Raw genomic sequence first — 20056 nt, 5'->3', positions numbered from 1 at the left:
GGAGGAAGCAATGCAGAAACTGATCGCGCTGGTGGACGGGTCCGTCTATTCGCGGAGCGTTTGCGATCACGCGGCCTGGATCGCAAAACGCACGGGGTCGCCCATAGAGATTCTCCATGTCCTCGGCCGTCGCGAAACCGCGAGCGCGCCGACGGATTTGAGCGGGAGCATAGCGCTCGGCGCCCGCAGCACGCTTCTTGCCGAATTGAGCGCGCTCGACGAGCAGCGGGCAAAGCTTGCCCAGAAGCGCGGCCGCGCAATTCTTGAGGACGCCAAGGCGGCTATCGAGGCTTCCGGCGTCACCGACGTTGCCACCAAGCTGCGGCTCGGCGATATCGTCGAAACGATCGCCGAGATCGAAGCCGATGCCGATATGGTGGTGATAGGCAAGCGTGGCGAAGGCGCCGATTTCGCGAAACTGCATCTGGGCTCGAATCTCGAACGCATCGCCCGTTCGAGCCGCAGGCCGGTCTTTGTCGCGTCGCGTGCGTTCAGGCCCATCAAGAACTTTCTGATCGCCTTCGACGGCGGCGCGAGCAGCATGAAGGCGGTTGACTACGTCGCCAGAAGCCGGCTGTTCGAAGGCCTTTCCTGTCGGCTTCTGATGGTCGGGCAAAATACGCCAGAATCTCAAAAACGGCTTCAGGACGCCGATTCGATTCTTCAGGCCGGCGGATATTCCGCCAAAGCCGATATAGTTCCAGGGCAATCGGACGCCGTCATTGCCCGGACGGTCGAGACCGAAGGCATCGATCTCCTGGTCATGGGGGCATACGGGCATTCGCGCATCCGCAGCCTTGTCATCGGCTCTACGACGACCGAGATGATACGATCATGTAAGGTGCCGGTGATGCTTTTCCGTTAAGGCGCGTCACCGAGCGTGAGACGGATGCGTTCAGGCGTCGGTACGTTCTGAAGCAGCCGTCCGAGTCGACATCGCCTTTACGACAACCGCGGCATTATATCCCGGCACCATGGCCCGTTGAATCGCTAATCCCCGGCCGCCGCTTCTGGACGCGAGCTGCCCCGTTTCTCCCGCCAGCGGCTGTAACGGCGCGTTATCGCTGCGTGCACCCGTTCGCCGAGAACCAGCATGCACGGCGTGAGCATCAGCGTCAGGAAGGCAGAGAAGGCGAGCCCGCCCGCGACCGTGGTCGACAGTTCCGTCCAGTACTGGGTCGATGGCGCGCCGTACTTTATCTCGCGGGCGATGAGGTTGATGTTGAGGCCGAGTATCAGCGGCATCAGGCCCAGTACATCGTTGATGGAAGTGAGAAAGACCGGCCGAAGACGCTGCGCCCCCGTGCGCAGTGCTGCGTCCTCGGAATCACGGCCTTTTCTGCGCATCTCGTTGTAGGTGTCGATCAGGACGATGTTGTTGTTGACCACGATCCCGCCGAGCGAAATGACGCCGAGCCCGCCCATGACGATGCCGAAGGGCCGGTCCGTCAGCAACAGCCCGATCAGCACGCCGATAATGGAAAAGACGATGGCGCTCATCACCACCAGCGCCTGATAAATGTTGTTGAGCTGCGTCACCAGCACGAGGAAAACCAGCAGCACCGCGGACACGAAGGCGAGCAGGAGGAAGTTCGATGCTTCGTCGATATCTTCCTGCTGCCCAACGAAGCGCGCCTCGACGCCTGGCGGTAGTCCCTGCCGTTCGAGCGCCTGCCGCAGCTCTTCCGTCTTTTCCGCCGGCAGCGCGTCCTCCGCTACATCGCTCTCGACCGTGACGACGCGGCGGGAATCTACCCGCCTGATGATTCCGGTCTTTTCGGCCGGTTCGATTGTGACGAAATTCGTTATCGGCGTCTGGCCGCGTTCTGTGGCGATTGTCAGGCGCGACAGCCCGTCGAGCGTGCGTTCATGGGCGGGGAACCGCACCACGATATCGACCGCTTCCTCGCTGTCCTCCGGACGGTATTCGGCAAGCTTCAGGCCCCGCGTCAGAAGTTGCACGGCTTGGCCGAGCGTCGCAATGTCGACGCCGAACCGGGCCGCGCTTTCTCGGTCGACCGCGACGCGCCACTCGACGCCGGGAACGTCGGTGGTGTCTTCCACGTCGGCGAAGCCGCCGATCTCGCTCATCAGCGCGCGGGCCTGGCCGGCTGCCTTTTCGAGCGTCCTCGTGTCCGGACCGAACAGGCGCAGTTGTATCGGCTTGCCCTGGGTTGGGCCGGTCTCCTGTTCGTTCGCGGTGATGCTGACGCCGGCGATACCTGCAGTCCGCCGACGCACTTCCTCAATGATCCGGGCGGCGCGGGGCCGCTGGTCCCATTCGAGCAGGTCGAGCTGCAGAATGCCGATCGTGTCGGCTGATATCTGCTCAGCCTGTAGCCCTCCCGCCCCTCCCGCCCCTTGGTCGATGGTGCGCGAATAGATGTGCCGGATGCCGCCGACGCCGAGGATTGCATCGCCCACTTCGCGCACCAAGCGATCTTTCTCATAGACGGACAGGTTGTCGCGCGCCTTGACGGTGACCTGCACGAAGCGCGGCTCGATTTCGGGGAAGAACTCGACGCCTCGCCCGAAAAGCAGATAGGCCGCGATCACAGCGGCAAGAAGCCCGAAGGTCGCGACGAGCGTCGTCGCCGGCCAGCGCAGCAACCGCCTCAGGACGCCAACATAGAACGTCGTGACGCGGTCCAAATCCTCCAGATCGCCGGATTCGGCCGCAGACAGCGCGGTCTCCTCCTTCTGCGCCCGTGGATTTCGGCGTCCGATCAGGCTGCCCAGAACCGGAATGAAGATCAGGCCCATGGAGAGCGATGCGGTCATGATGATGATGACCGTAATCGGCAGGAACTTCATGAATTCGCCGACGACGCCTTCCCAGAACAGCAGCGGAATGAACACGCAAAGTATGATTGCCGTCGAGGCGAGGATCGGCGCCGACATGCGCTTGGCGGCGTCCTTATAGGCCTGGGCCGGCGGCTTTCCGCCAGCCATCCAGCGGTCGGCGAGTTCCGTCGTCACCACCGCCGAATCCACGAGCATCCCGAGCACCAGGATGAGGCTGAACAGCACGATGATGTTGAGTGTGTAGCCCATCCACCAAATGACGATGATGCCGGCGAAAAAAGATGCCGGGATCGACAACCCCACAAGCAGCGCATTGCGCCAGCCGAGCATGGCGACCGTCACGATCATGACGAGCAGGACCGCGGCGATGACATTGTTCTGCAGGTCGCCGAGCGTCTCGCGCACCTCCTGCGACTGGTCCTGCAGGAACGTCACGGAGACGCTGTCCGGGAGCAGCGGCCCGCTCTGTTCCAGCAGGGCCTTCACGGCCTCGACGGTCTCGATGATGTTGGCGCCGATCCGCTTCTTGACCTCCAGCGCCACGGCCGGCTGTCCGTCAATGCGGGCGAACCCGTTGGGGTCCTTGAAGCCGCGCCGTACTGCGGCGACGTCCCCCAGCCTGACGACGGTGTCTCCCACGACCTTGACCGGGATCGAACGCACGTCCTCTGGATCCTCGATCACGCCCGGAACCTTGAGCGCGAGCTTGCCCGCGCCGGTATCGATCGAACCGGCGGCGACGAGCTGGTTGTTGCGCTGGACGCGCGCCAGCAATTCTTCGAACGGAATGCCGTAGCTTTCGAGCGTGCTGGGGTCGACGAGAACCTCGAGAGCCTGCTCACGCGCGCCGCCTATATCGACCTCCAGCACGGTCGGAAGCGTCTCGATGCGGTCCTTGAACTCCTCGGCGAGATCGATGAGCGCGCGCTCGGCGACCGGTCCCGACAGGATGACGGTGAGCACCGGAAAAAGCGCGACATTCACCTCCTGAACGACCGGCTCCTCGGCCGCGAGCGGCAATTCCGCCTGGGCGGTCTCGACCGCCTGCCGCACATCCAGCTCGGCCTGATCTGGATCGAATCCCGCCGTGAATTCGAGCGTCACCGACGCGAATCCTTGCGCGGCCACGGCGCGCATCTCGTCCACGCCTTCGATCGACTGCAACTCTCGTTCGAGCGGACGTACCAGGAGCCGCTCCGCGTCCTCCGGCGAAATACCCTCGTAGACGACCGAAACGTAGATGATCGGAATAGGCACGTCCGGCGCCGATTCCTTTGCAATGCGGGAATATGCGAATGCGCCAGTGATCAGGATCAGCACGAACAGGATCGTCACCAGGCGGTTGCGGCCAAAGGCGCTTTCGATCAGCCGCTTCATTGCGGTGCGCCGCCCTGCGCCGCGCCGCCCGAGGCTTCGCCACCGAACGCATCAGGACCCACCGGCGCGGCTGCCCCGCCCTGCGGCGCAGCCGGTGCGGGGGCTTGTGGCTGGGCGACCGGGGGAGACGGTATGGTGGGCGGCGTCACACCGGTGGAAGGCGGCGATACGGATTGAACCGGCGGGACACCGCCCGCGTCGTCGGTCACGCCCGGCTGCGCGCCTGCTTGGCCGCCTGCGCCGCCTACCGCCTGTCCGGCAGAGGGTGCAACTCCGGCCGAGACGGCGTCGGCGCCGCTCCTTTCGCAGAGCTCTTCCGCCGGCGGGGGGTCGGCAAGCTCTTCCGCCGCGTCAAACGGATCGGAACGTACCGTGGAGGTCGGCAGCGGAGCGCCTTGCGGACCCTGGGCTTCGCTGGCGGCTGTCCGCCTGGCGTCTTCCTCGTTCGCTACGCGAACGCTTTCTCCCTGCCGGACGAATCCCTGGCCCGTGGAAATCAGTCGTAGCCGGTCCGGCAGCCCGCCTATCCAGACTCCGTCGGTCTCGGCTTGCAATATCTCGACGGGGTGGAAGGCGGCCTTCCGGCTCTCGTCCACGGATTTGACGCCGAGTTCCCCCGCTTCGTTGAGAGCAAGAATCGCTGGCGAAATGAAATGGGCCCTCACCTCGCCGGTCGTCATCCGCAGTTCCGCGCTGACCCGGGAGGGAATGCGCCGGTTCTCGTTGGGTACGCGGACCTCCACCCGAAACGTTCGGGTCTCCGGATCCGCCGCCGGAGCGATGAAGCAGACCCTGCCCTTGGCCAATCCGCCGGTAGCGAAACTCACCAGCGCCACGCTGCCGTGGTCGACCTTCCCGACGTCACGCTGAGAAACGTGCAGCGTGACGCGCAGCGGCGAGTTGTCTACGATCCTGATGATCTGCCCGCCCGCCGGGGCGAACTGGCCGGCGTTCAGGAAAACGTCACTCACTATGCCGGGTATCGGGGCCTTGACCTCGGTATCCTCGACTTCCTCCCGAACGCCGGCGAGTTCGGCGCGGGCGCTCTCCAACTGGGCTTCGAGTTCGCGGACCCGGCTCTCCGCCGCGAAGCCTTCCCTTGCAAGCTGGCGCATGCCTTCCAGGTCCGCCTCGAGCGTCTCGACCTGCGCCTGCGCGCTCTCGCGGCGGCTTGATCTGGCGTCGAGCCGGATGCGTGCGACGACGGTGTCAGCGCGCACCTGATCGCCTTCCTGGACGAGGACCGCATCGATGGTGCCGGCCGCCTGCGCGACGACGTCGGCCGTGCGGAACGGCTGCGCGCCGCCTTGCGCGAAGATGTACTGCGGAACCGTTCTTGCCTGTGACGATCGCACTTCGACCAGCGTCGGCTGCGCCGTTGCCGCCCTTTCCTCCTCGTCCTCGTCCCCGCGGTCGATGATGTACCCGCTGGCGAGCCACGCCGCAGTCGCGGCGAAGAGGCCGATGGCTATCCATGAGGAGGTTTTCAATGCCGGAAATCCTCTATCCGTGTCCACCCTCAATGATCAGCCGATCCAAGCCGTTGCCATTCATCTCTGCACTTGCCGGTTGCGGGCTCAGTCCGATCAGGAGCAGGCTGGCCGCCACGTAGGCTGACGTTTCGGCATACATCATGCGGTCGAGCATGAGCGGCGATGCCGTGATCCAGGCGCCGCCGAGTGTCCCGTGACCTTGCACTAACTCGTCGGCCCACGAGGATGTTCCGAGCGCCGGCGCCTCACCGCCGCCGAGTGTTCCCCGCAAGCAAGAATTGTGTAAGTTTCCGCCCCGCGAATTTCAGTGGCAACGTTTCGATCTCGCGACGCTTCCGAATTCAACAGCGGCGCTGGCAACGGGAGCAAACCCTGCTTCAGTACTTTAGCGCCGCCGTGACCGTCAGGCGCCTATCGCGTTTCTCACGCGATCGCGCGTGAACGGCAGGTTATAGAGACGCTGGCCAGTGGCATTCCGGATCGCATTGGCGACCGCCGCCGCCACAGGGCCCTGGGCCGCTTCACCGGTTCCCAGAAACGGTTCGCCTGGCCGATCGATGATATGTACCTCTACGCTGTCCGGCACGCTCGCGAAGCGAAGAATGGGATAGCTCGACCAGTCGACGCTGGTGATCCTCGTATCGTCGAAGGTTACCGCTTCGTAGAGCGTCCAGCTGATCGATTGCAGGATCCCGCCCTCGGTCTGGTTGCGGATGCCGTCGGGATTGACCACTTCGCCGCTATCGATCGCCGAAACGGCGCGGACGACTCGAACGCGACCTGTTTCCCTCGCCACTTCAACCTCGACAGCGACCGCGAGGTAGGCGGCAAGGGTCTTGTAGCGCGCAAAGCCGAAGCCTCGTCCGTGACCGCTCGGCAAAGCAGCGTTCGACCATCCGAAGCGCTCCGCCGCCAGCTCGACCACGGCACGCGCACGCGGATCGTCGAGGTGTCGGAGCCGGAATTCCACGGGTTCGGCGTCGGCGGCAAGCGCCAGTTCGTCCATGGTGCTTTCAACGGCAAAGACATTGGCATAGGCGCCCAGCGCGCGCAGCGCCGAGACGCGCAGCGGCATATCGGGCAGGAAATGCCAGAGCACACGCTTGTTCGGGAGGATATAGGGCGGATTGGCGTTGCGGTCGCCATTGCCGGAAGGGCTGATCCTGAGTTCTGGCGTCTCCGGCGTGAACGGCTGCTCTTTGTGACGGGCTGCAAGCAGCGCCCCGGCGCCTCCCGGACGGGTGGAGTGGGTGTTGCTCCAGAGGTCGTAGTTCCAGCCGGAGATGCGCCCGTCACCGCCGAGCGAGGCGCGCACCTTGATCAGCATTGCTGGGCCGTAAGGCTCCCAGGCATGCTCCTGCTCACGCATCCATTGAACGCGGACCGGCCGGCCCGGCAGTTTCTGCGCGATCAGCGCGGCGTCTGCGGCGGCATCGTCCGCGCCGTTGTGGCCATAGCAGCCGGAGCCTTCCATATGGATGACGCGAACCTGCTCCAGCGGCATGCCGAGCATCTCGGCGATCGCCTCGCGATCGGGATAGACCCCCTGGGTATGCGACCAGACGGTCAGCCTCTCTCCCTCCATCTGCGCCACGGCGCAGGACGGTCCAATCGCCCCGTGGATTTGATAGGGCCGGGTGAAGACCGCCTCGAATGTCTTTCCCGTGCCGATTGAGGGCGAGCCGCTTTCGGACACGAGGCCGACCTCGCGTTCAAGGCCTTCCAGGACCGCCGGCAGGTCGGTCTGGTCGGGCAGCGTGGCTGTCTCCTCCCACCGGGCTGCGGCGGCAAGCGCCCGCATGGCGGCGACTGCCTGCCACTCTCCTTCCGCCACCACCGCCAGGAAGCCGCCGTCGCGGATGACGGACACCACGCCAGGCATATTTTCGACGTCGCTTGCGTCGACGTTCGCAACGCGTGCGCCAGGGCTTGGCGGGCGCACGACGCGGGCGTGCAGCATGCCTTCCAGCCGCAGGTCGTGGACATAGGCGACGCCGCCGGTCACCTTGGCGGGGATGTCCACGCGCGGCATCGGCTTTCCCATCACGCGGAATGTTCCAGGCTGTTTGAAACTGGATTGCGGCCGCGCCTCGATATGCAGCAGTTGCGCCGACACGAGCTCGCCGTAACCGACAGAGCGGCCGTCCGATGAGATGACGGCCTTGCCTTCAGCCCTCAGTTCGCCGGGGGCGACTGCGAAACGCTGGGCAGCTTCGGTGAACAGCATCTCGCGCACCTGCGCCGCCGCATGACGGATCGCCGTCCCACTGTTCTGCATGGATTGGCTGCCGGCGGTGAAGCCTTCGTCCGGCGTCCTGCCGGTATCGGCCGTGATCAGCTCGATATCTCCGGGCTCGACGTCCAGTTCCTCTGCCGCTACCTGAAGCAGCGCCGTCCGGATGCCTTGTCCAAGTTCCACCTTGCCGGTGAAGACGGTGATCGCGCCATCGGCGTCTATGCGTATCCATGCATCGAGGAAGCGGTTTTCGTCGAGGCTCCCCGGCAGTTCAGGCGATTCCGGCGCCGTAGGCTGTGCGGCCTCCTGCGCCAGCGAGCGCGACAGCAGCGAGAAACTGACCACAAGCGCTCCGGCGCCAGTGAGAACGCCGCGGCGGGTGACCCCGCCTTTTTCCAGGATATCGGTCATCCCGTCCTCCCGTTCGTCGTCGTTTTCATGCCGGCCGACTGCATCACCTCACCGGCCCGACGTATTGCAGCGAGAATGCGCATATGCGTGCCGCAACGGCAGAGATTGGTGCTTAGCGCGTCGCGGATATCCTCGTCGCTCGGCGCCGGATTTTTCTGCAGCAGCGCCTGCGCACTCATCATCATGCCGGGAATGCAATAGCCGCATTGCGCCGCCTGCATCTCGATGAAGGCCGCCTGGAGCGGACCTGGCTCCTCGATTGTGCCCAGCCCTTCCACCGTCGTGATCTCGCGGCCTTCCAGCAGCATGATGGGCGTGACGCAGGAAAGCACAGCCTCGCCTTCGACCATCACCATGCAGGAGCCGCATTGCCCCAAGCCGCAACCGAACTTGGCGCCGTTCAGCGCGAGATCGTTGCGCAGCACGTAGAGAAGCGGTGTTGCCGGATCCGCATCGATCTGATGTGTGGCGCCATTGACTTTGAGTGAAATCGCCATCGTCAGTCCTCCGCGCCCACATTGATCGGCGCTCTTTCAATTCCGTCGGCCGGTCTGATCGAGACCTCGTACTCGCCCGTCCGCGTCCGGCGCACCTGTTCCGCGAGGCCTGCCCAGGCCGGTTCATCAGAGAAGCGTTCGCGCATGTAAGCGAGCAGTTGCGCTACCTCTTCGTCCCCGAGCACGCCGGCAAACGCCGGCATCACCGAACTTGCCTCGCCGTCGGCCGGCGGCAGTCCGAACAGCGTGACATTCACGATGTTTTGCGGATTTGGCGCGTTCACCGCCGTGGAGAGAGCGAAGTTCAGGCCGCCGAACGGCTGCGGACGGTTGCCCTCATGGCAGGACGCGCAGGCGGCGGCGTAGATGGCCGCGCCCGGATCGGCCGCGGCGTCGCCGACGCTCGGATTATCCTGGCTATCGGCCGCCACGACGAGGCCGGGCGACCTGCCGACGATCTCCTCACGCAACTCGTCGGCCTGCCGGCGGCGCTCCGGCGTCGGTACGCCCATGACGGAGCTCACATAGGTGGCAATGGCATCGATGTCGCTGTCGGGCAGCAATCCGAGATTGCCCGTCACTTCCGCCATCGGGCCGCGTGATACCCCGTGCAGTTCGTGCCAGCCGTTTCTGAGGTAGAAGGCCAGACTCTCCCGGTCCCAGGGGATCGGCGCCGGGGAAGACTGGTCGATGGCGTAGGCCTGCCAGCCTTCGGCCTCGCCTCCGGCGAAATGCCGGTCCCTGTCTTCGGCGCCAAGATCGTTGCGCGGCGTATGGCACGCGCCGCAATGCCCGAGCCCTTCCGCGAGATAGGCGCCACGGTTCCACGCCTCGCTTTGCTGTGTGTTCGCCGCGAATGGGCCTTCGTCGAGATAGAGAAACTTCCACCCGGCGAGTAAAGGCCGGATATTCAGCGGAAACGACAGTTCGTTCGGCGGCGCGACGGCGCTGATCGGCTCTCTGCTCATCAGATAGGCATAGAGTGCTCTGTTGTCCCCGTCGGTGACGCGGGTGAAGTGGTCATAGGGGAAGGCGGGATAGAGGTGGCTGCCTTCACGATCGACGCCTTCGCGCATGGCGCGCTGAAACGCCGCCTCGCTCCAGCGGCCGATCCCGGTTTCCGGATCGGGCGTTATGTTGGTCGAGTAGATGGTGCCGAACGGCGTCGGAACGGCCAGTCCGCCGGCAAAAGCCTTGCTTCCCGGGACGGTGTGACAGGCGATGCAATTACCCACCGCCGCCAGTTGCGCGCCTTTTTCTATCAGGGCCGGATCGAACTGGGTGCTTTCGGAGATTTCTTCTGCTGGAATTTCCGAACGCCAGGCAAATGCCGCCAAACCGAGAAGCACCAGACCTGCCACGACCGCGACTGCAGCGAGTATCCGCACGGCTCGCATGTCGCCGTCCTCCTCCCGATTCAGTCCATGAGTCGAATTGAACGCGGCGCTCCGTCATTTTGTTCCGAAGGCGTACCGATCACTCAGCCGCTTACACCGTTGAGTTTCCCGAGCCTGAAAGACACGGCTATCCCAAGGGTTGGCTGATTCAGTTTTCACGCCCAACGGCATTCTAGGGTTGAGTGGGCCGTTTGGCCAAACCCGCCTCGGACACACTGACGTGAATGGCTAGACCAGTTTACGCGTGCTATCTCATTGGCGCGGTGGGTTCGAGGTAACGACATGGAACGTAAGCTTGCTGCCATTGTCGCCGGTGACATCGTCGGATACAGCCGCCTCATGGCCGAGGATGAGACGGCAACCTATGCGGGTTTGCGCAGCGCCTTCGACGAAGTGATCCGACCGGTTTTCGAGCGGCACAAAGGCCGTATATTCAAAAATACCGGCGACGGTTTTTTGGCGGCATTTCCCAGCGTCAACGAGGCGCTCGATGCCGCGGTCGACATTCAAGACGGCTTTGCCAAACTTCCCCTCAAGCTTCGGATCGGACTCAATCTCGGCGATGTCATAGTAGAAGACGGGGACGTTTTCGGCGACGGGGTCAATGTCGCGGCAAGGCTCGAGGCCATGGCGGAGCCGGGCAGCATCTATGTCAGCGCCGCAGTCGTGCGTAGCGCCGACAGGAATCGCGATCAATATTTCCAACGGATAGGTCTTCGGAAAGCGAAGAACATTCCCGACGCAATCGACGTCTATGTCGTCAGATCGAAGCAACGGGGCCTGGGAGCAACCGTGGGCTGGGTGCAGCGCATCGTGCCAACCGGGCGCCGAGCGATATTGGCTTGTGCTGGCGGTTTGGCCGCCGTTGCGGTCATTGCAGCGACGACGGCTGAAAACGCGTGGCTATCGGATATTACAGGCTACGTTCGGCCGTCCCTGGCTTGGATATCCGGCGTTCAAACAGCCGACGCTCGTCCTTCAGTCGCGGTGCTTCCCTTCGACAATATGAGCGGCGACGACGGTCAGAACTACTTCGCCGACGGCCTCACGGAAGACATCATCACGGAGCTTGCGCGAAACGCCGAACTTCAGGTGATCGCTCGCAATTCGTCATTTGCTTTTCGAGGACAGGCCGTCGACATCCGCGAAGTCGGCGCCAGACTCGGCGTCGCATATGTTGTCGAAGGGAGCGCGCGCCGAGAAGGCGATCAACTCCGCGTGGTTGCGCAGCTTATCGACACCCGAAACGGCGCTCATCTCTGGTCACGCAGTTATGATCGGCGCGTCGAGGACGTTTTTGCGGTGCAGACCGACCTGACTTCCGAGATTGTGGCGCACCTTGTTTCCTACGTTCGCGAATCCGAAGTGGCCGAGGCTGCGAATCGACCGACCGAAAACCTGCAAGCCTACGATCTGGTTCTCCAAGCGCGCAACCGGTACAAGCATGGGTCATCTAACGATGCCGATCTTCTGGCGTCACGCGCCCTCTATCAGCGGGCACTTGAGCTCGATCCCGGCTATGCCGCCGCTCGCGCCTATCTGGGGATGACTTATATCGTGGACTTCGTCCAAGGCGTAAGCGGCCGGGCGACAGAGGCCGACATCGAGATCGGGCTCAGCGAGGCGCGGCAATCGATACGGCTCAGCCCGAACCTGCCCATCGGATACCAGGTGCTCAGCTTCGGACTGTCTGCCAAAGGAGACTACGAAGAAAGCATGCGGGCAGCCCGGCAATCAGTCGAACTGAATCCAAACGATCCGGACAGCCTCATGGCATTGGCCAAGGCCCAGGTGCGTTTTGGCGACTATGACGATGCCGTTGCCAACGCGGAACGCGCCCGACGTCTGCATCCGATGGCGCCTGAATATTATGTGTACGTCCATGGCCAAGCGCTTTACGCAGCCGGGCGCGTGACCGAGGCCGAAACGGTCCTCGCAGAATGCCTCCTGCGCGCACCGACAGACGCGAACTGTCTGCTGATCCTTGCCGCCGCCCAGGCCAACCAAGGCGAACTGGGCGAGGCGCAGACAACAATGGCGCGATTGCTCGCGGCCAATCCGAAGTTTTCGCTTGCGGCCGAACGGGACTATCGCAGGTTCGGCAACTCGCCGCTCATGGAGCGCTTTCTTTCCGAGTTGGCGCAGGCTGAAGCGCCAGAGACAGCAGAGCGGCTGAATCGCGAAATGAAACGGGCCGCGTAGCCTCGCACAATCGGCGTCGGCGCGGGTCGCTTGAGAAAGATCTCGGTGACGTGACAGCGTCCCGGTAGAGCTTGTTTCGAACATCTACCCGCGAGCTGCTAAGTAACCGCAGCCGACCGCTGCTCCCCATTCTCGATCATCCCATCGACCAAATGAATGCGACGGTCCATGCGGGCCGCCAAGTCGAGATCATGGGTAACCGCGACGACGGTTTTGCCGCCCTCGCGCACGAGCGCCTCGAGAATCGAGAAAACCTGCTCGGAGCTCTTGCTGTCCAGGCTGCCCGTCGGTTCGTCGGCCAGCACCAGGGGCGGGTCGTTGGCAAGCGCGCGAGCCACGGCCACGCGTTGGCGCTGGCCGCCGGAGAGCTGATCGGGTCGCTTGTCCGCATGGTCGGCGAGGCCCAGCGATTCCAGCAGTTCGCCTGCCCTGTCCCGCATCTCGGCCCTGCTCAGCCGAGCGAGCTTGCGCATCGGGATCTCGACATTCTCGCGCGCCGAGAACTCCGGCAACAGGAAATGGAACTGGAAAACGAAGCCCAGCATCGCAAGCCGCGTCCGGGCGCGCTGCGCCTCGCTCATCGGCCCGGCATCGCGGCCGCCGATCCTCAGCGTGCCCGAGGTCGGTCGATCAAGCAGGCCGAGCAGATAGAGCAGCGACGACTTGCCGGAACCGGACGGGCCGGTAACGGCGACGAACTCCTTCTCGCCGATCGTCAGCGACACGTCCTCGACCAGCGTGACCGGCACGGCTTCGGCGAGGATACGGGTCAGCTTCTCGGCTTCGATGAGCGTGGTCACGTCGCTCCCCTGATGATGTCGACCGGATTGAGGCGGGCGGCGCGGCGCGCTGGCAGATAGCCGGCAACCGCCGCCGAGCCCAGCGCGAAGGAGGACGCGATGATATAATGGAGAACGCTCCAGGCGATCGGCAGGCGCGTCATCTCCTGGCCAGTCGCGGCGAGCTCGAAGCGTACCAGCGACAGCGCGTAAACCAGCGAAAAGCCGAGCAGCCAGCCGAGCATCGAACCGCCGGCGCCTATCGCGACGCCTTCGAGCAGGAACAGCCGGCGCATGTCGGCCTCGCCGAAGCCGAGCGACTTCATGATGGCTATGTCGCGCGCCTTCTCGTGGGTGATGGTCGAGATGATGTTGTAGATGCCAAAGCCGGCGACCAGCATGATCGCCGCAACCACCGTGTACATGATGACATTGCGCACGACGAGCGCTTCGAGAATCGATTCGTTCGCCTCCTGCCACGCCACCGCCTTGTAGCCGATTTCCGCTTCCACGCGCCGCGCGACCGCCGGCGCCGCATTCGGGTCGTTGAGCTTGATGCGGATCTCGTTGATCGCGTTCGGGCGGGCGGAGAGAATTTGCGCGTTCTTCAGCAGCACGTAGGCCTCGCCCTCGTCGCGCGCCGTGGTGCCGGTGTGGAACAGCCCGACGATCCTGAAGCTCCGGCTCAGCCCTTCCGACGATACCGCCGTGACGGTGTCGCCCAGTCCCGCGCCCAGGCGTTCCGCCATGGTGTCGCCTACCACGATGTTGTTGCCGCCAGCCGTCAGCCCTGGGAAGCTGCCCTGCACGAACTCTCCCACGATGGGCGAGACGGCCGGCTCGGCTTCGGGATCGACCCCGATGATCGCGGCGCCGACCTCGCGGCTCGAGTAGCGGATGACGCCCTGCGTTCTGAGGCTCGGCGCGAACCGCCCGGGTATCCAGCCTTCAAGCCAGGAGAGCGCTTCAGTGGGATTTATGATGCCGCGCCGGTCGTCGCGCGGCCTCAGCCCCGAAATTGCCACCGCGTCGAATGCGTCCTCGGCCGGTTGGCGGCGCGCCGTCCTCTGCTCGTCGGTCACCTGCACATGCGGCATGGTGTTGACCAGCTGCTCGACGAAATCGTCCTGGCCGCCCTGCATCAGCGCCGCCATGGCGATGGAGAAGCCAACGCCGACGGCGACCCCGATCACCGCGACCAGCGTCTGCCGCCCTCGCCCGGCTATGTGGGTCATGGCGATATCTATGATGAGGCGCATGGCGGCCTCACTCCCCGCCCTCGACGGCAACCCGCGCGCCGTTCTCGAGCGCCTCCGGATAGGGCGAGATGATGCGCGTCTTTTCGTCAAGCCCCGAGAGCACTTCAACGCCGCGGATGCCGCGGATGCCGGTCTCGATCTCGCGAAGCCGCGCCCTGTCGCCTTCGACAACGAACACCCGGTTTCCCTCGATGGATACCGACGGCACAAGCAGCGCGTCCTCCGAAACGTCGGTGATGATGTTCACATCGACGGACATGCCGATCAGCAGCGGCGTGTCGTCAGGCAGGCGGAAGCGCACGCGATAGGTCTTGGTCACCGGATCGCCCTTGGGCGTGATGCTGTCCACGACCGCTTCGAGCTCCTGTCGGGGGAACGCGTCGGAACGCAGCAGCGCCCGCTGACCCACCTCGACGCGCGGAATATCTTCCTCGTTGACATCGGCCACCACGAGCAGCGGCCTCGGATCGCCGACCCAGAACAGCACCGTGCCCAGATCAGCGACCTCACCGACCTCGCCATCCTGCCTGAGCACTTTGCCGGCGATCGGCGCGCGCAGCGTATAGCTTTCGAGCCGCGCGCTTTGCCCGGCCACCAGCGCCTCGATCTGCGTGACCTCGCTTTGCGCGCGATCAAGCGCCTGCTGGCTGGCCGTATTGCGTTCCGCGAGCACCGAGAGGCGTCGAAGTTCCTCCTGCGCCAGCGAAAGCCGGGCCTCGAGTTCGGCGAGCACCGCCTGCGCTTCGCTGTCGTCAAGCCGGGCGAGCACGTCGCCTTTTTCCACCGGCGCGCCTTCGCAATTGCATTGTTCGACGATTCGCTCGCGCACCAACGGCGTCACCTTGGCCCAATTGCGCGGTTCGACGACGCCGTTGGCATAGACGATCTCGGCTGCGTCTCCGCGCGTGGGCGTCACGACCGAAACCGAGACTGGCCGCCAAAAATACCAGCCTGCGGCGCCAACCGCGGCCGCGAGCACGACGATGAGAAGGAAAAATCGCAGCAGCCGCACCAGAACTTCTCCCGTAACAGTTGAACCGGTTTTTGGCGACGGCACCTATAGCATTAGACCGACCGTCGGTCTATAATGAGGACAATGTGTTACGGCGGGTAGGTTCCGCCAAACGGCAGCGGGGATCGAAGCCTGGCCCGAGTGGTAAAATCTCCGGAAATCCGCTCCGCCGAACTGCTCGATTGTGCGCAGCGGCTGTTCTTCGAGCGCGGTTATGACAACACGACGGTCAACGACATCATCCGCGAAGCCGGCCTTTCGAAAGGCGCGTTTTACCACTACTTCCCGTCCAAAGAGGCGCTGCTCGAAGCGCTCGCCGCCCGTGTGGCGCGAGAAAGCATGGAACAACTGCGGCCCATTCTCGAGGACCGCTCGCTCGACGCGGTAGAGCGCCTCAATGCGCTCTTCGCCGGTTCCCGGCGGTTCAAGCGTGAACTGGCGCCGCAGATGCGGCGCACTTTCGACGTGGTCTTCCGGCCCGAGAACGTCGTGCTCTTCCACCGCATCGACCGGGCGGTCTCCGAAGTCGCCGCGCCGGTCATCACCGAAATCATCGCAGAGGGTAGCCGTATGGGACGTTTCGACGCGCCCGATCCGCAGGCGTTCGCCGAGATGCTGCTGCAGTTCCGCCTCAGCCTCGCGACCGTGATGCACCGGGCCATACAGCAGGCGGAAGCGGGTAATATCGACGAAGCCGTGCGTGTGCTGGACGAACGACTGCGGCTTTACGGGATCGCTGTCGACCGCGTTCTCAAGCTGCCGGACGGAACGATCGAGGTCGCCGAACCCGGTTTTGCGCACGCCCTTCTTACCACGGATACTTCCTGATCGCGCCGCGGCAAACGTGATCTGATCAAAAACCTCGTCGGGCCGGAAAACCAGCAAGGAGGAACCGGGCCTGCGACAATCTGCATAAGAGTCAGGCAGATTGTTCTATTGCCCAATCTATGGGCGAGGACTAGATTAAGTGTTGTCGGCCATCTACTCCTCCCAGATGCGATGCCGGCCAAAGCGAACTCACCTCCTCCCGGGTTCGCCTCAATAGAGCCCGCTGCACCTCCTCCCGCAGCGGGCTTTTTTGCGTGTGCAATTTACTTGATTCCAGTGTAGCACGCCGGAGCGCTCAGCCAGCGGCACGGCAATATCACTTTGCGTGGGCAAATTACGTGAAGAGGCTTGCCCAATCGCTCGCGATCTGATTGGTTGCCGCCATCCACAGGGGTGCTCCGTATTGCCGGGGCTGAGACGCGGGCGCCAAGCCTTCAAACCCTAAAAGCTGATCTGGGTAATACCAGCGGAGCGAGGCGGGTTATGTTTTCAGGCGCACAGATTTCCCTTTATCCCATGACCGACGATTTCGTCGGCGTCATCATGAGCGCTCTCGGCGCGCTCGATCCCTATCGCGACCAGTTGCGCATAGAGACGGACGACATCTCGACGCTGCTGGTCGGCCCTCCCGAAGTGCTGTTTCCGGCCATGCGCGACCTCTTCGTCGCAGCGGCCAAGGGCGGCATCCATTGTGTGCTATCGGCAGCAATTTCACGCGGCTGCCCGGGCGAGCCCGACGACGAGATACGCGCGTCGCCGGAGTTGAACGGCCCGCGCGAGTCTCTGGAAAACCGCAAAGCGACGGCTCTCGACGCCATGACCAAGGCTCCCCGTACCGATGCGGCGGCCGCCGCCCAGTTCTCGCTCTATGTGATGGGAACGGGCGATCACATGGACGAAATCTACGGCTGCATCGATTTTCTCAAACGCTCCGGCGTGTTCGACCGCTCCAAAAATTTCTGCACCAGGCTCGGCGGCGATGCCGGCGCGGTCTTTGCCGCGCTCGAAGCGGCGTTCTGCCGCTTCGGACCGCCTGAAGGGCATGTGACGATCGATCTGACGGTATCCGCGAACAGCCCAACGCCGCGCTGACGCGCCGGTTGGTTTGCACCCCAAAGGTCCGCCATGTCCGACGTTTCGTCTCCCGCACGCGGTTTCGCGTCCGCTCTCGCCAAGATCGGTCCCGCCCTTATTTCGATCTGCTCGTTGATCGCCGCGTGGGAAGTTTATGCGCAAGTCTCGGGCATTTCGGCGACGACCTTGCCCGCGCCGTCGCGAGTCTTCGCCCAGATGGTGCAGCATCGGGATGCGCTCGCCGCGAACACGCTCCCCACAATCCGCGCGACGCTGCTCGGTTTTGCCTGCTCGGTTTCGGCAGCCTTCCTCTTCTCGGTGCTGGTCGATTTTTCCAGGCCGCTGCGCCGGGCCCTGTTCCCGGTATTCATCATCAGCCAGACCCTGCCTCTGGTCGCCATCGCACCACTGATCGTGCTCTGGTTCGGCTTCGGCCTCACCCCGAAGATCATGCTGGTCGCGCTCGTCACCTTCTTTCCGATGCTGGTGGCGCTGGTCCAGGGCTATGCAGCAACCGACGAGGATGTCGAAGCACTTCTGGTGTCGATGGGAGCCTCGCGCTGGCGCACTTTCCTGATGGCCCGGCTGCCGTCTGCACTGCCTTACTTCTTTGCCGGCCTGCGCATTGCCATCACCTATGCCGTGGTCGGCGCGATCTTCGCGGAATATGCGGGCGCGGCCAAGGGCCTCGGCATCTACATCCTCAATGCCAAGAACAACTTCAGGCCGGACCTCGTGCTCGCGGCCGTGTTGGTCAGCGCAACGCTGACCCTCGTTCTGTTCACCGCCGCGGCGATGATCCAGCATTTGTCGATGCCATGGCAACGGCTCGACCAAAGGCGCCGACCATGAGCGGCAGTCGGCTGGAGTTGCGTCATCTGCGCAAGAGCTTCGGCAGCCTCGACGTGCTGGCCGACATCTCGCTCACCGTACGGGCGGGCGAGTTCGTCTCGATCCTTGGTCCGTCGGGCGCCGGCAAGTCGACCATCTTCAAGATTCTGACCGGCAGCGTTCAACCCGACAGGGGCGCAACCACGTTCGACGGCGCTCCGTTGACCGAGGCCAGGCGTCCTTTCGCCTTCATGCCGCAGCGCGACGCGCTGATGCCGTGGCGACGCATCATCGACAATGCAACACTTGGCCTCGAGGTGCAGGGCGTCACCCGCAAGGTGGCGCGCACACGGGTTGCGCCTCTCTTCGCCGAGTTCGGCCTGGAGGGATTTGAGCGTCACTATCCGGCGCAGCTTTCCGGCGGCATGCGACAGCGCGCCGCACTCTTGCGCACCGTCGTCCAGCATCGCGACATGCTCCTGCTCGACGAGCCATTCGGCGCTCTCGATGCGCTGACGCGCGCGGGCATGCAGCGCTGGCTGCAGTCGATGTGGGAGCGCCATCGCTGGACCGTGCTGCTGGTCACCCACGACGTACGCGAGGCGGCTTTCCTCTCCGACCGCATCTACGTCCTGACCGGGCGGCCGGCGCGCGTGCTGACCGAGATCACGGTTCCGCTTCCCCGTCCCCGCATCGACCTCGCCACGCCGGAAGCCAGCGCCGTCGAGGCAAGCCTGCTGCAAACCCTGCTCAACCCTGACCAAAGGAACTGACCATGCCCACCCGCCGCCAGATCATAGTCGCTGCCCTGGCAGCGCCGTTCGTCCCGAGCCTTGCATTCGCACAGTCGAAAACGGTCACTGTCGCGCTCGACTGGACCCCCAACACCAACCACATCGGCCTCTACGCTGCGCAGGCAAAAGGCTTCTACGATCGGGCGGGGCTCAAGGTTCAGATCCTGCCTTACAGCGACACGTCCGCCGGCACCCTCGTAGCCAACCATGTCGCCGATTTCGGCATTCTCGGCGTACTCGGGCTCTTTACCCAGCGCACGGCCGGCGCCGATCTCGTCGCGACTTATGCGCTGGTGCAGACAGAGACCGGTCGCCTCGTCTTCAACGCCGACCGCCCGGACATCAAGCGGCCGCGCGACCTCGATGGGCTGACCTATGGCGGTTTCGGCAGCGACTGGGAAACAGCCCTTATCGGCTCGATGATCCGGCACGATGGCGGCGAAGGCAAATTCGAGACGGTGACGCTCGGAACCTCGGCTTATGAAGCGCTCGCCAATGGCGCCGTCGATTTCACGCTCGAGGTCTACACGTGGGAAGGCGTAAAGGCAGCGCTCGAAGGCGTCGCCCAGCGGGCGTTCCGCTATGCGGATTACGGCGTGCCCGATCAGCACACCAACTTCATCGGTTCAAGCCAGGCATATCTGGACGCCAATCCGGAAACCGCGGCTGCCTTCATCGCCGCCACGCGGCGCGGCTACGAGTTTGCGGTCGAGAACCCCGATGACGCTGCGGACATCCTGATTGCCGCCAACAGCGACGTGCTGACCGATCGCGCGTTTATCCTCGCCTCGCTGCAGGCTCTCATCGACGGGAACTATTTCAGAAGCGCGGAGGGCGCTATCGGGACGATCGACCCAGCCAAGATGAAGGCGACGGCAGATTATCTCGTCGCAGCCGGCATCCTGCGCAACAAGGATGGCCTTCCGCTTGCGGACCTTCCGGATTTATCCGCCTATTATACGAACGAGTTCATTGGCCAATAGCTATGAACTCCGCGGTCGAAATCAGGGCCGCGCCGGCAGCGACTCGGTCAAAACCCCTGGCGCGGTTCTCAAGAGATG

Annotated in this window: 16 protein-coding genes and 1 riboswitch; of the genes, 7 read left to right on the top strand and 9 right to left on the bottom strand. The window is 64.0% G+C overall.

What is annotated here, in order from left to right; genetic code table 11:
- Positions 1–10 precede the first annotated feature (10 nt).
- Positions 11–865: a universal stress protein gene (locus ABVK50_RS02230; protein WP_353642991.1), complete on the top strand. Its 855-nt coding sequence runs from the start codon at positions 11–13 to the stop codon at positions 863–865.
- A gap of 125 nt (positions 866–990) precedes the next feature.
- Here the strand turns inward: ABVK50_RS02230 and ABVK50_RS02225 are convergent, their stop codons facing one another.
- From ABVK50_RS02225 to ABVK50_RS02200, 6 genes are all read right to left on the bottom strand, one after another.
- Positions 991–4182: an efflux RND transporter permease subunit gene (locus tag ABVK50_RS02225; protein ID WP_353642992.1), complete on the bottom strand. Its 3192-nt coding sequence runs from the start codon at positions 4180–4182 to the stop codon at positions 991–993.
- Positions 4179–5672 (bottom strand): efflux RND transporter periplasmic adaptor subunit, encoded by a 1494-nt coding sequence (locus tag ABVK50_RS02220; RefSeq protein WP_353642993.1) that lies wholly within the window; start codon positions 5670–5672, stop codon positions 4179–4181. The genes ABVK50_RS02225 and ABVK50_RS02220 overlap by 4 nt, the downstream gene beginning before the upstream one ends.
- A 13-nt stretch (positions 5673–5685) precedes the next feature.
- Positions 5686–5946, bottom strand: a complete 261-nt coding sequence (locus ABVK50_RS02215) for a hypothetical protein (protein WP_353642994.1) — start codon at positions 5944–5946, stop codon at positions 5686–5688.
- A gap of 132 nt (positions 5947–6078) precedes the next feature.
- The gene (locus ABVK50_RS02210) at positions 6079–8322 is read right to left on the bottom strand and encodes a molybdopterin cofactor-binding domain-containing protein (protein ID WP_353642995.1); all 2244 of its coding nucleotides are present in this window, start codon (positions 8320–8322) and stop codon (positions 6079–6081) included.
- Positions 8319–8819: a (2Fe-2S)-binding protein gene (locus ABVK50_RS02205; protein ID WP_353642996.1), complete on the bottom strand. Its 501-nt coding sequence runs from the start codon at positions 8817–8819 to the stop codon at positions 8319–8321. Before ABVK50_RS02205 ends, ABVK50_RS02210 begins: the two co-directional genes overlap by 4 nt.
- Positions 8820–8821: 2 nt before the next feature.
- Positions 8822–10216, bottom strand: coding sequence for a cytochrome c (locus tag ABVK50_RS02200; RefSeq protein WP_353642997.1), 1395 nt, complete (start codon positions 10214–10216; stop codon positions 8822–8824).
- 282 nt (positions 10217–10498) lie between these two features.
- Between ABVK50_RS02200 and ABVK50_RS02195 the strand changes: the two genes are divergently transcribed.
- A complete protein-coding gene (locus tag ABVK50_RS02195; RefSeq protein WP_353642998.1) occupies positions 10499–12418 on the top strand; it encodes a tetratricopeptide repeat protein in 1920 nt (639 codons plus the stop codon).
- A 98-nt stretch (positions 12419–12516) separates the two neighbouring features.
- On the opposite strand, the gene ABVK50_RS02190 is transcribed toward ABVK50_RS02195, so the two are convergent.
- Genes ABVK50_RS02190 through ABVK50_RS02180 form a run of 3 tightly spaced genes read right to left on the bottom strand, consistent with a single transcriptional unit; the run spans position 12517 to position 15468 of the window.
- On the bottom strand, positions 12517–13218 hold the full coding sequence (locus ABVK50_RS02190; RefSeq protein ID WP_353642999.1) for an ABC transporter ATP-binding protein: 702 nt from the start codon (positions 13216–13218) through the stop codon (positions 12517–12519).
- Positions 13215–14456 (bottom strand): ABC transporter permease, encoded by a 1242-nt coding sequence (locus ABVK50_RS02185; RefSeq protein WP_353643000.1) that lies wholly within the window; start codon positions 14454–14456, stop codon positions 13215–13217. Before ABVK50_RS02185 ends, ABVK50_RS02190 begins: the two co-directional genes overlap by 4 nt.
- Positions 14457–14463: 7 nt before the next feature.
- The gene (locus ABVK50_RS02180) at positions 14464–15468 is read right to left on the bottom strand and encodes an efflux RND transporter periplasmic adaptor subunit (protein WP_353643001.1); all 1005 of its coding nucleotides are present in this window, start codon (positions 15466–15468) and stop codon (positions 14464–14466) included.
- 141 nt (positions 15469–15609) lie between these two features.
- Between ABVK50_RS02180 and ABVK50_RS02175 the strand changes: the two genes are divergently transcribed.
- From ABVK50_RS02175 to ABVK50_RS02155, 5 genes are all read left to right on the top strand, one after another.
- A complete protein-coding gene (locus ABVK50_RS02175) occupies positions 15610–16296 on the top strand; it encodes a TetR/AcrR family transcriptional regulator (RefSeq protein ID WP_353643002.1) in 687 nt (228 codons plus the stop codon).
- A gap of 379 nt (positions 16297–16675) precedes the next feature.
- Positions 16676–16789: riboswitch (TPP riboswitch) on the top strand.
- Complete coding sequence (locus tag ABVK50_RS02170) at positions 16780–17388, top strand: YkoF family thiamine/hydroxymethylpyrimidine-binding protein (protein ID WP_353643003.1); 609 nt, start codon at positions 16780–16782, stop codon at positions 17386–17388. Its footprint overlaps the riboswitch before it by 10 nt.
- Positions 17389–17421: 33 nt before the next feature.
- Positions 17422–18222 carry an ABC transporter permease gene (locus ABVK50_RS02165; RefSeq protein ID WP_353643004.1) on the top strand — a complete coding sequence of 267 codons (801 nt, stop codon included), beginning with the start codon at positions 17422–17424 and terminating at the stop codon, positions 18220–18222.
- Positions 18219–18974, top strand: coding sequence for an ABC transporter ATP-binding protein (locus ABVK50_RS02160; protein ID WP_353643005.1), 756 nt, complete (start codon positions 18219–18221; stop codon positions 18972–18974). The genes ABVK50_RS02165 and ABVK50_RS02160 overlap by 4 nt, the downstream gene beginning before the upstream one ends.
- Positions 18971–19978 (top strand): ABC transporter substrate-binding protein, encoded by a 1008-nt coding sequence (locus tag ABVK50_RS02155; RefSeq protein WP_353646047.1) that lies wholly within the window; start codon positions 18971–18973, stop codon positions 19976–19978. The genes ABVK50_RS02160 and ABVK50_RS02155 overlap by 4 nt, the downstream gene beginning before the upstream one ends.
- Positions 19979–20056 lie beyond the last annotated feature (78 nt).

This window comes from Mesorhizobium sp. WSM2240 (assembly GCF_040438645.1).
Taxonomy (GTDB): domain Bacteria; phylum Pseudomonadota; class Alphaproteobacteria; order Rhizobiales; family Rhizobiaceae; genus Allomesorhizobium.
The sequence above is the reverse complement of the archived record's forward strand: the minus strand, read 5'-3'. Positions and strand labels throughout refer to the sequence as shown.

Bases quoted from the DNA above. Each gene is read 5' to 3' on its own strand.
- ABVK50_RS02230 (WP_353642991.1), top strand. From the start codon at position 11: ATGCAGAAACTGATCGCGCTGGTGGACGGGTCCGTCTATTCGCGGAGC.
- ABVK50_RS02225 (WP_353642992.1), bottom strand. From the start codon at position 4,182: ATGAAGCGGCTGATCGAAAGCGCCTTTGGCCGCAACCGCCTGGTGACG.
- ABVK50_RS02210 (WP_353642995.1), bottom strand. From the start codon at position 8,322: ATGACCGATATCCTGGAAAAAGGCGGGGTCACCCGCCGCGGCGTTCTC.
- ABVK50_RS02205 (WP_353642996.1), bottom strand. From the start codon at position 8,819: ATGGCGATTTCACTCAAAGTCAATGGCGCCACACATCAGATCGATGCG.
- ABVK50_RS02200 (WP_353642997.1), bottom strand. From the start codon at position 10,216: ATGCGAGCCGTGCGGATACTCGCTGCAGTCGCGGTCGTGGCAGGTCTG.
- ABVK50_RS02195 (WP_353642998.1), top strand. From the start codon at position 10,499: ATGGAACGTAAGCTTGCTGCCATTGTCGCCGGTGACATCGTCGGATAC.
- ABVK50_RS02185 (WP_353643000.1), bottom strand. From the start codon at position 14,456: ATGCGCCTCATCATAGATATCGCCATGACCCACATAGCCGGGCGAGGG.
- ABVK50_RS02170 (WP_353643003.1), top strand. From the start codon at position 16,780: ATGTTTTCAGGCGCACAGATTTCCCTTTATCCCATGACCGACGATTTC.
- ABVK50_RS02165 (WP_353643004.1), top strand. From the start codon at position 17,422: ATGTCCGACGTTTCGTCTCCCGCACGCGGTTTCGCGTCCGCTCTCGCC.
- ABVK50_RS02160 (WP_353643005.1), top strand. From the start codon at position 18,219: ATGAGCGGCAGTCGGCTGGAGTTGCGTCATCTGCGCAAGAGCTTCGGC.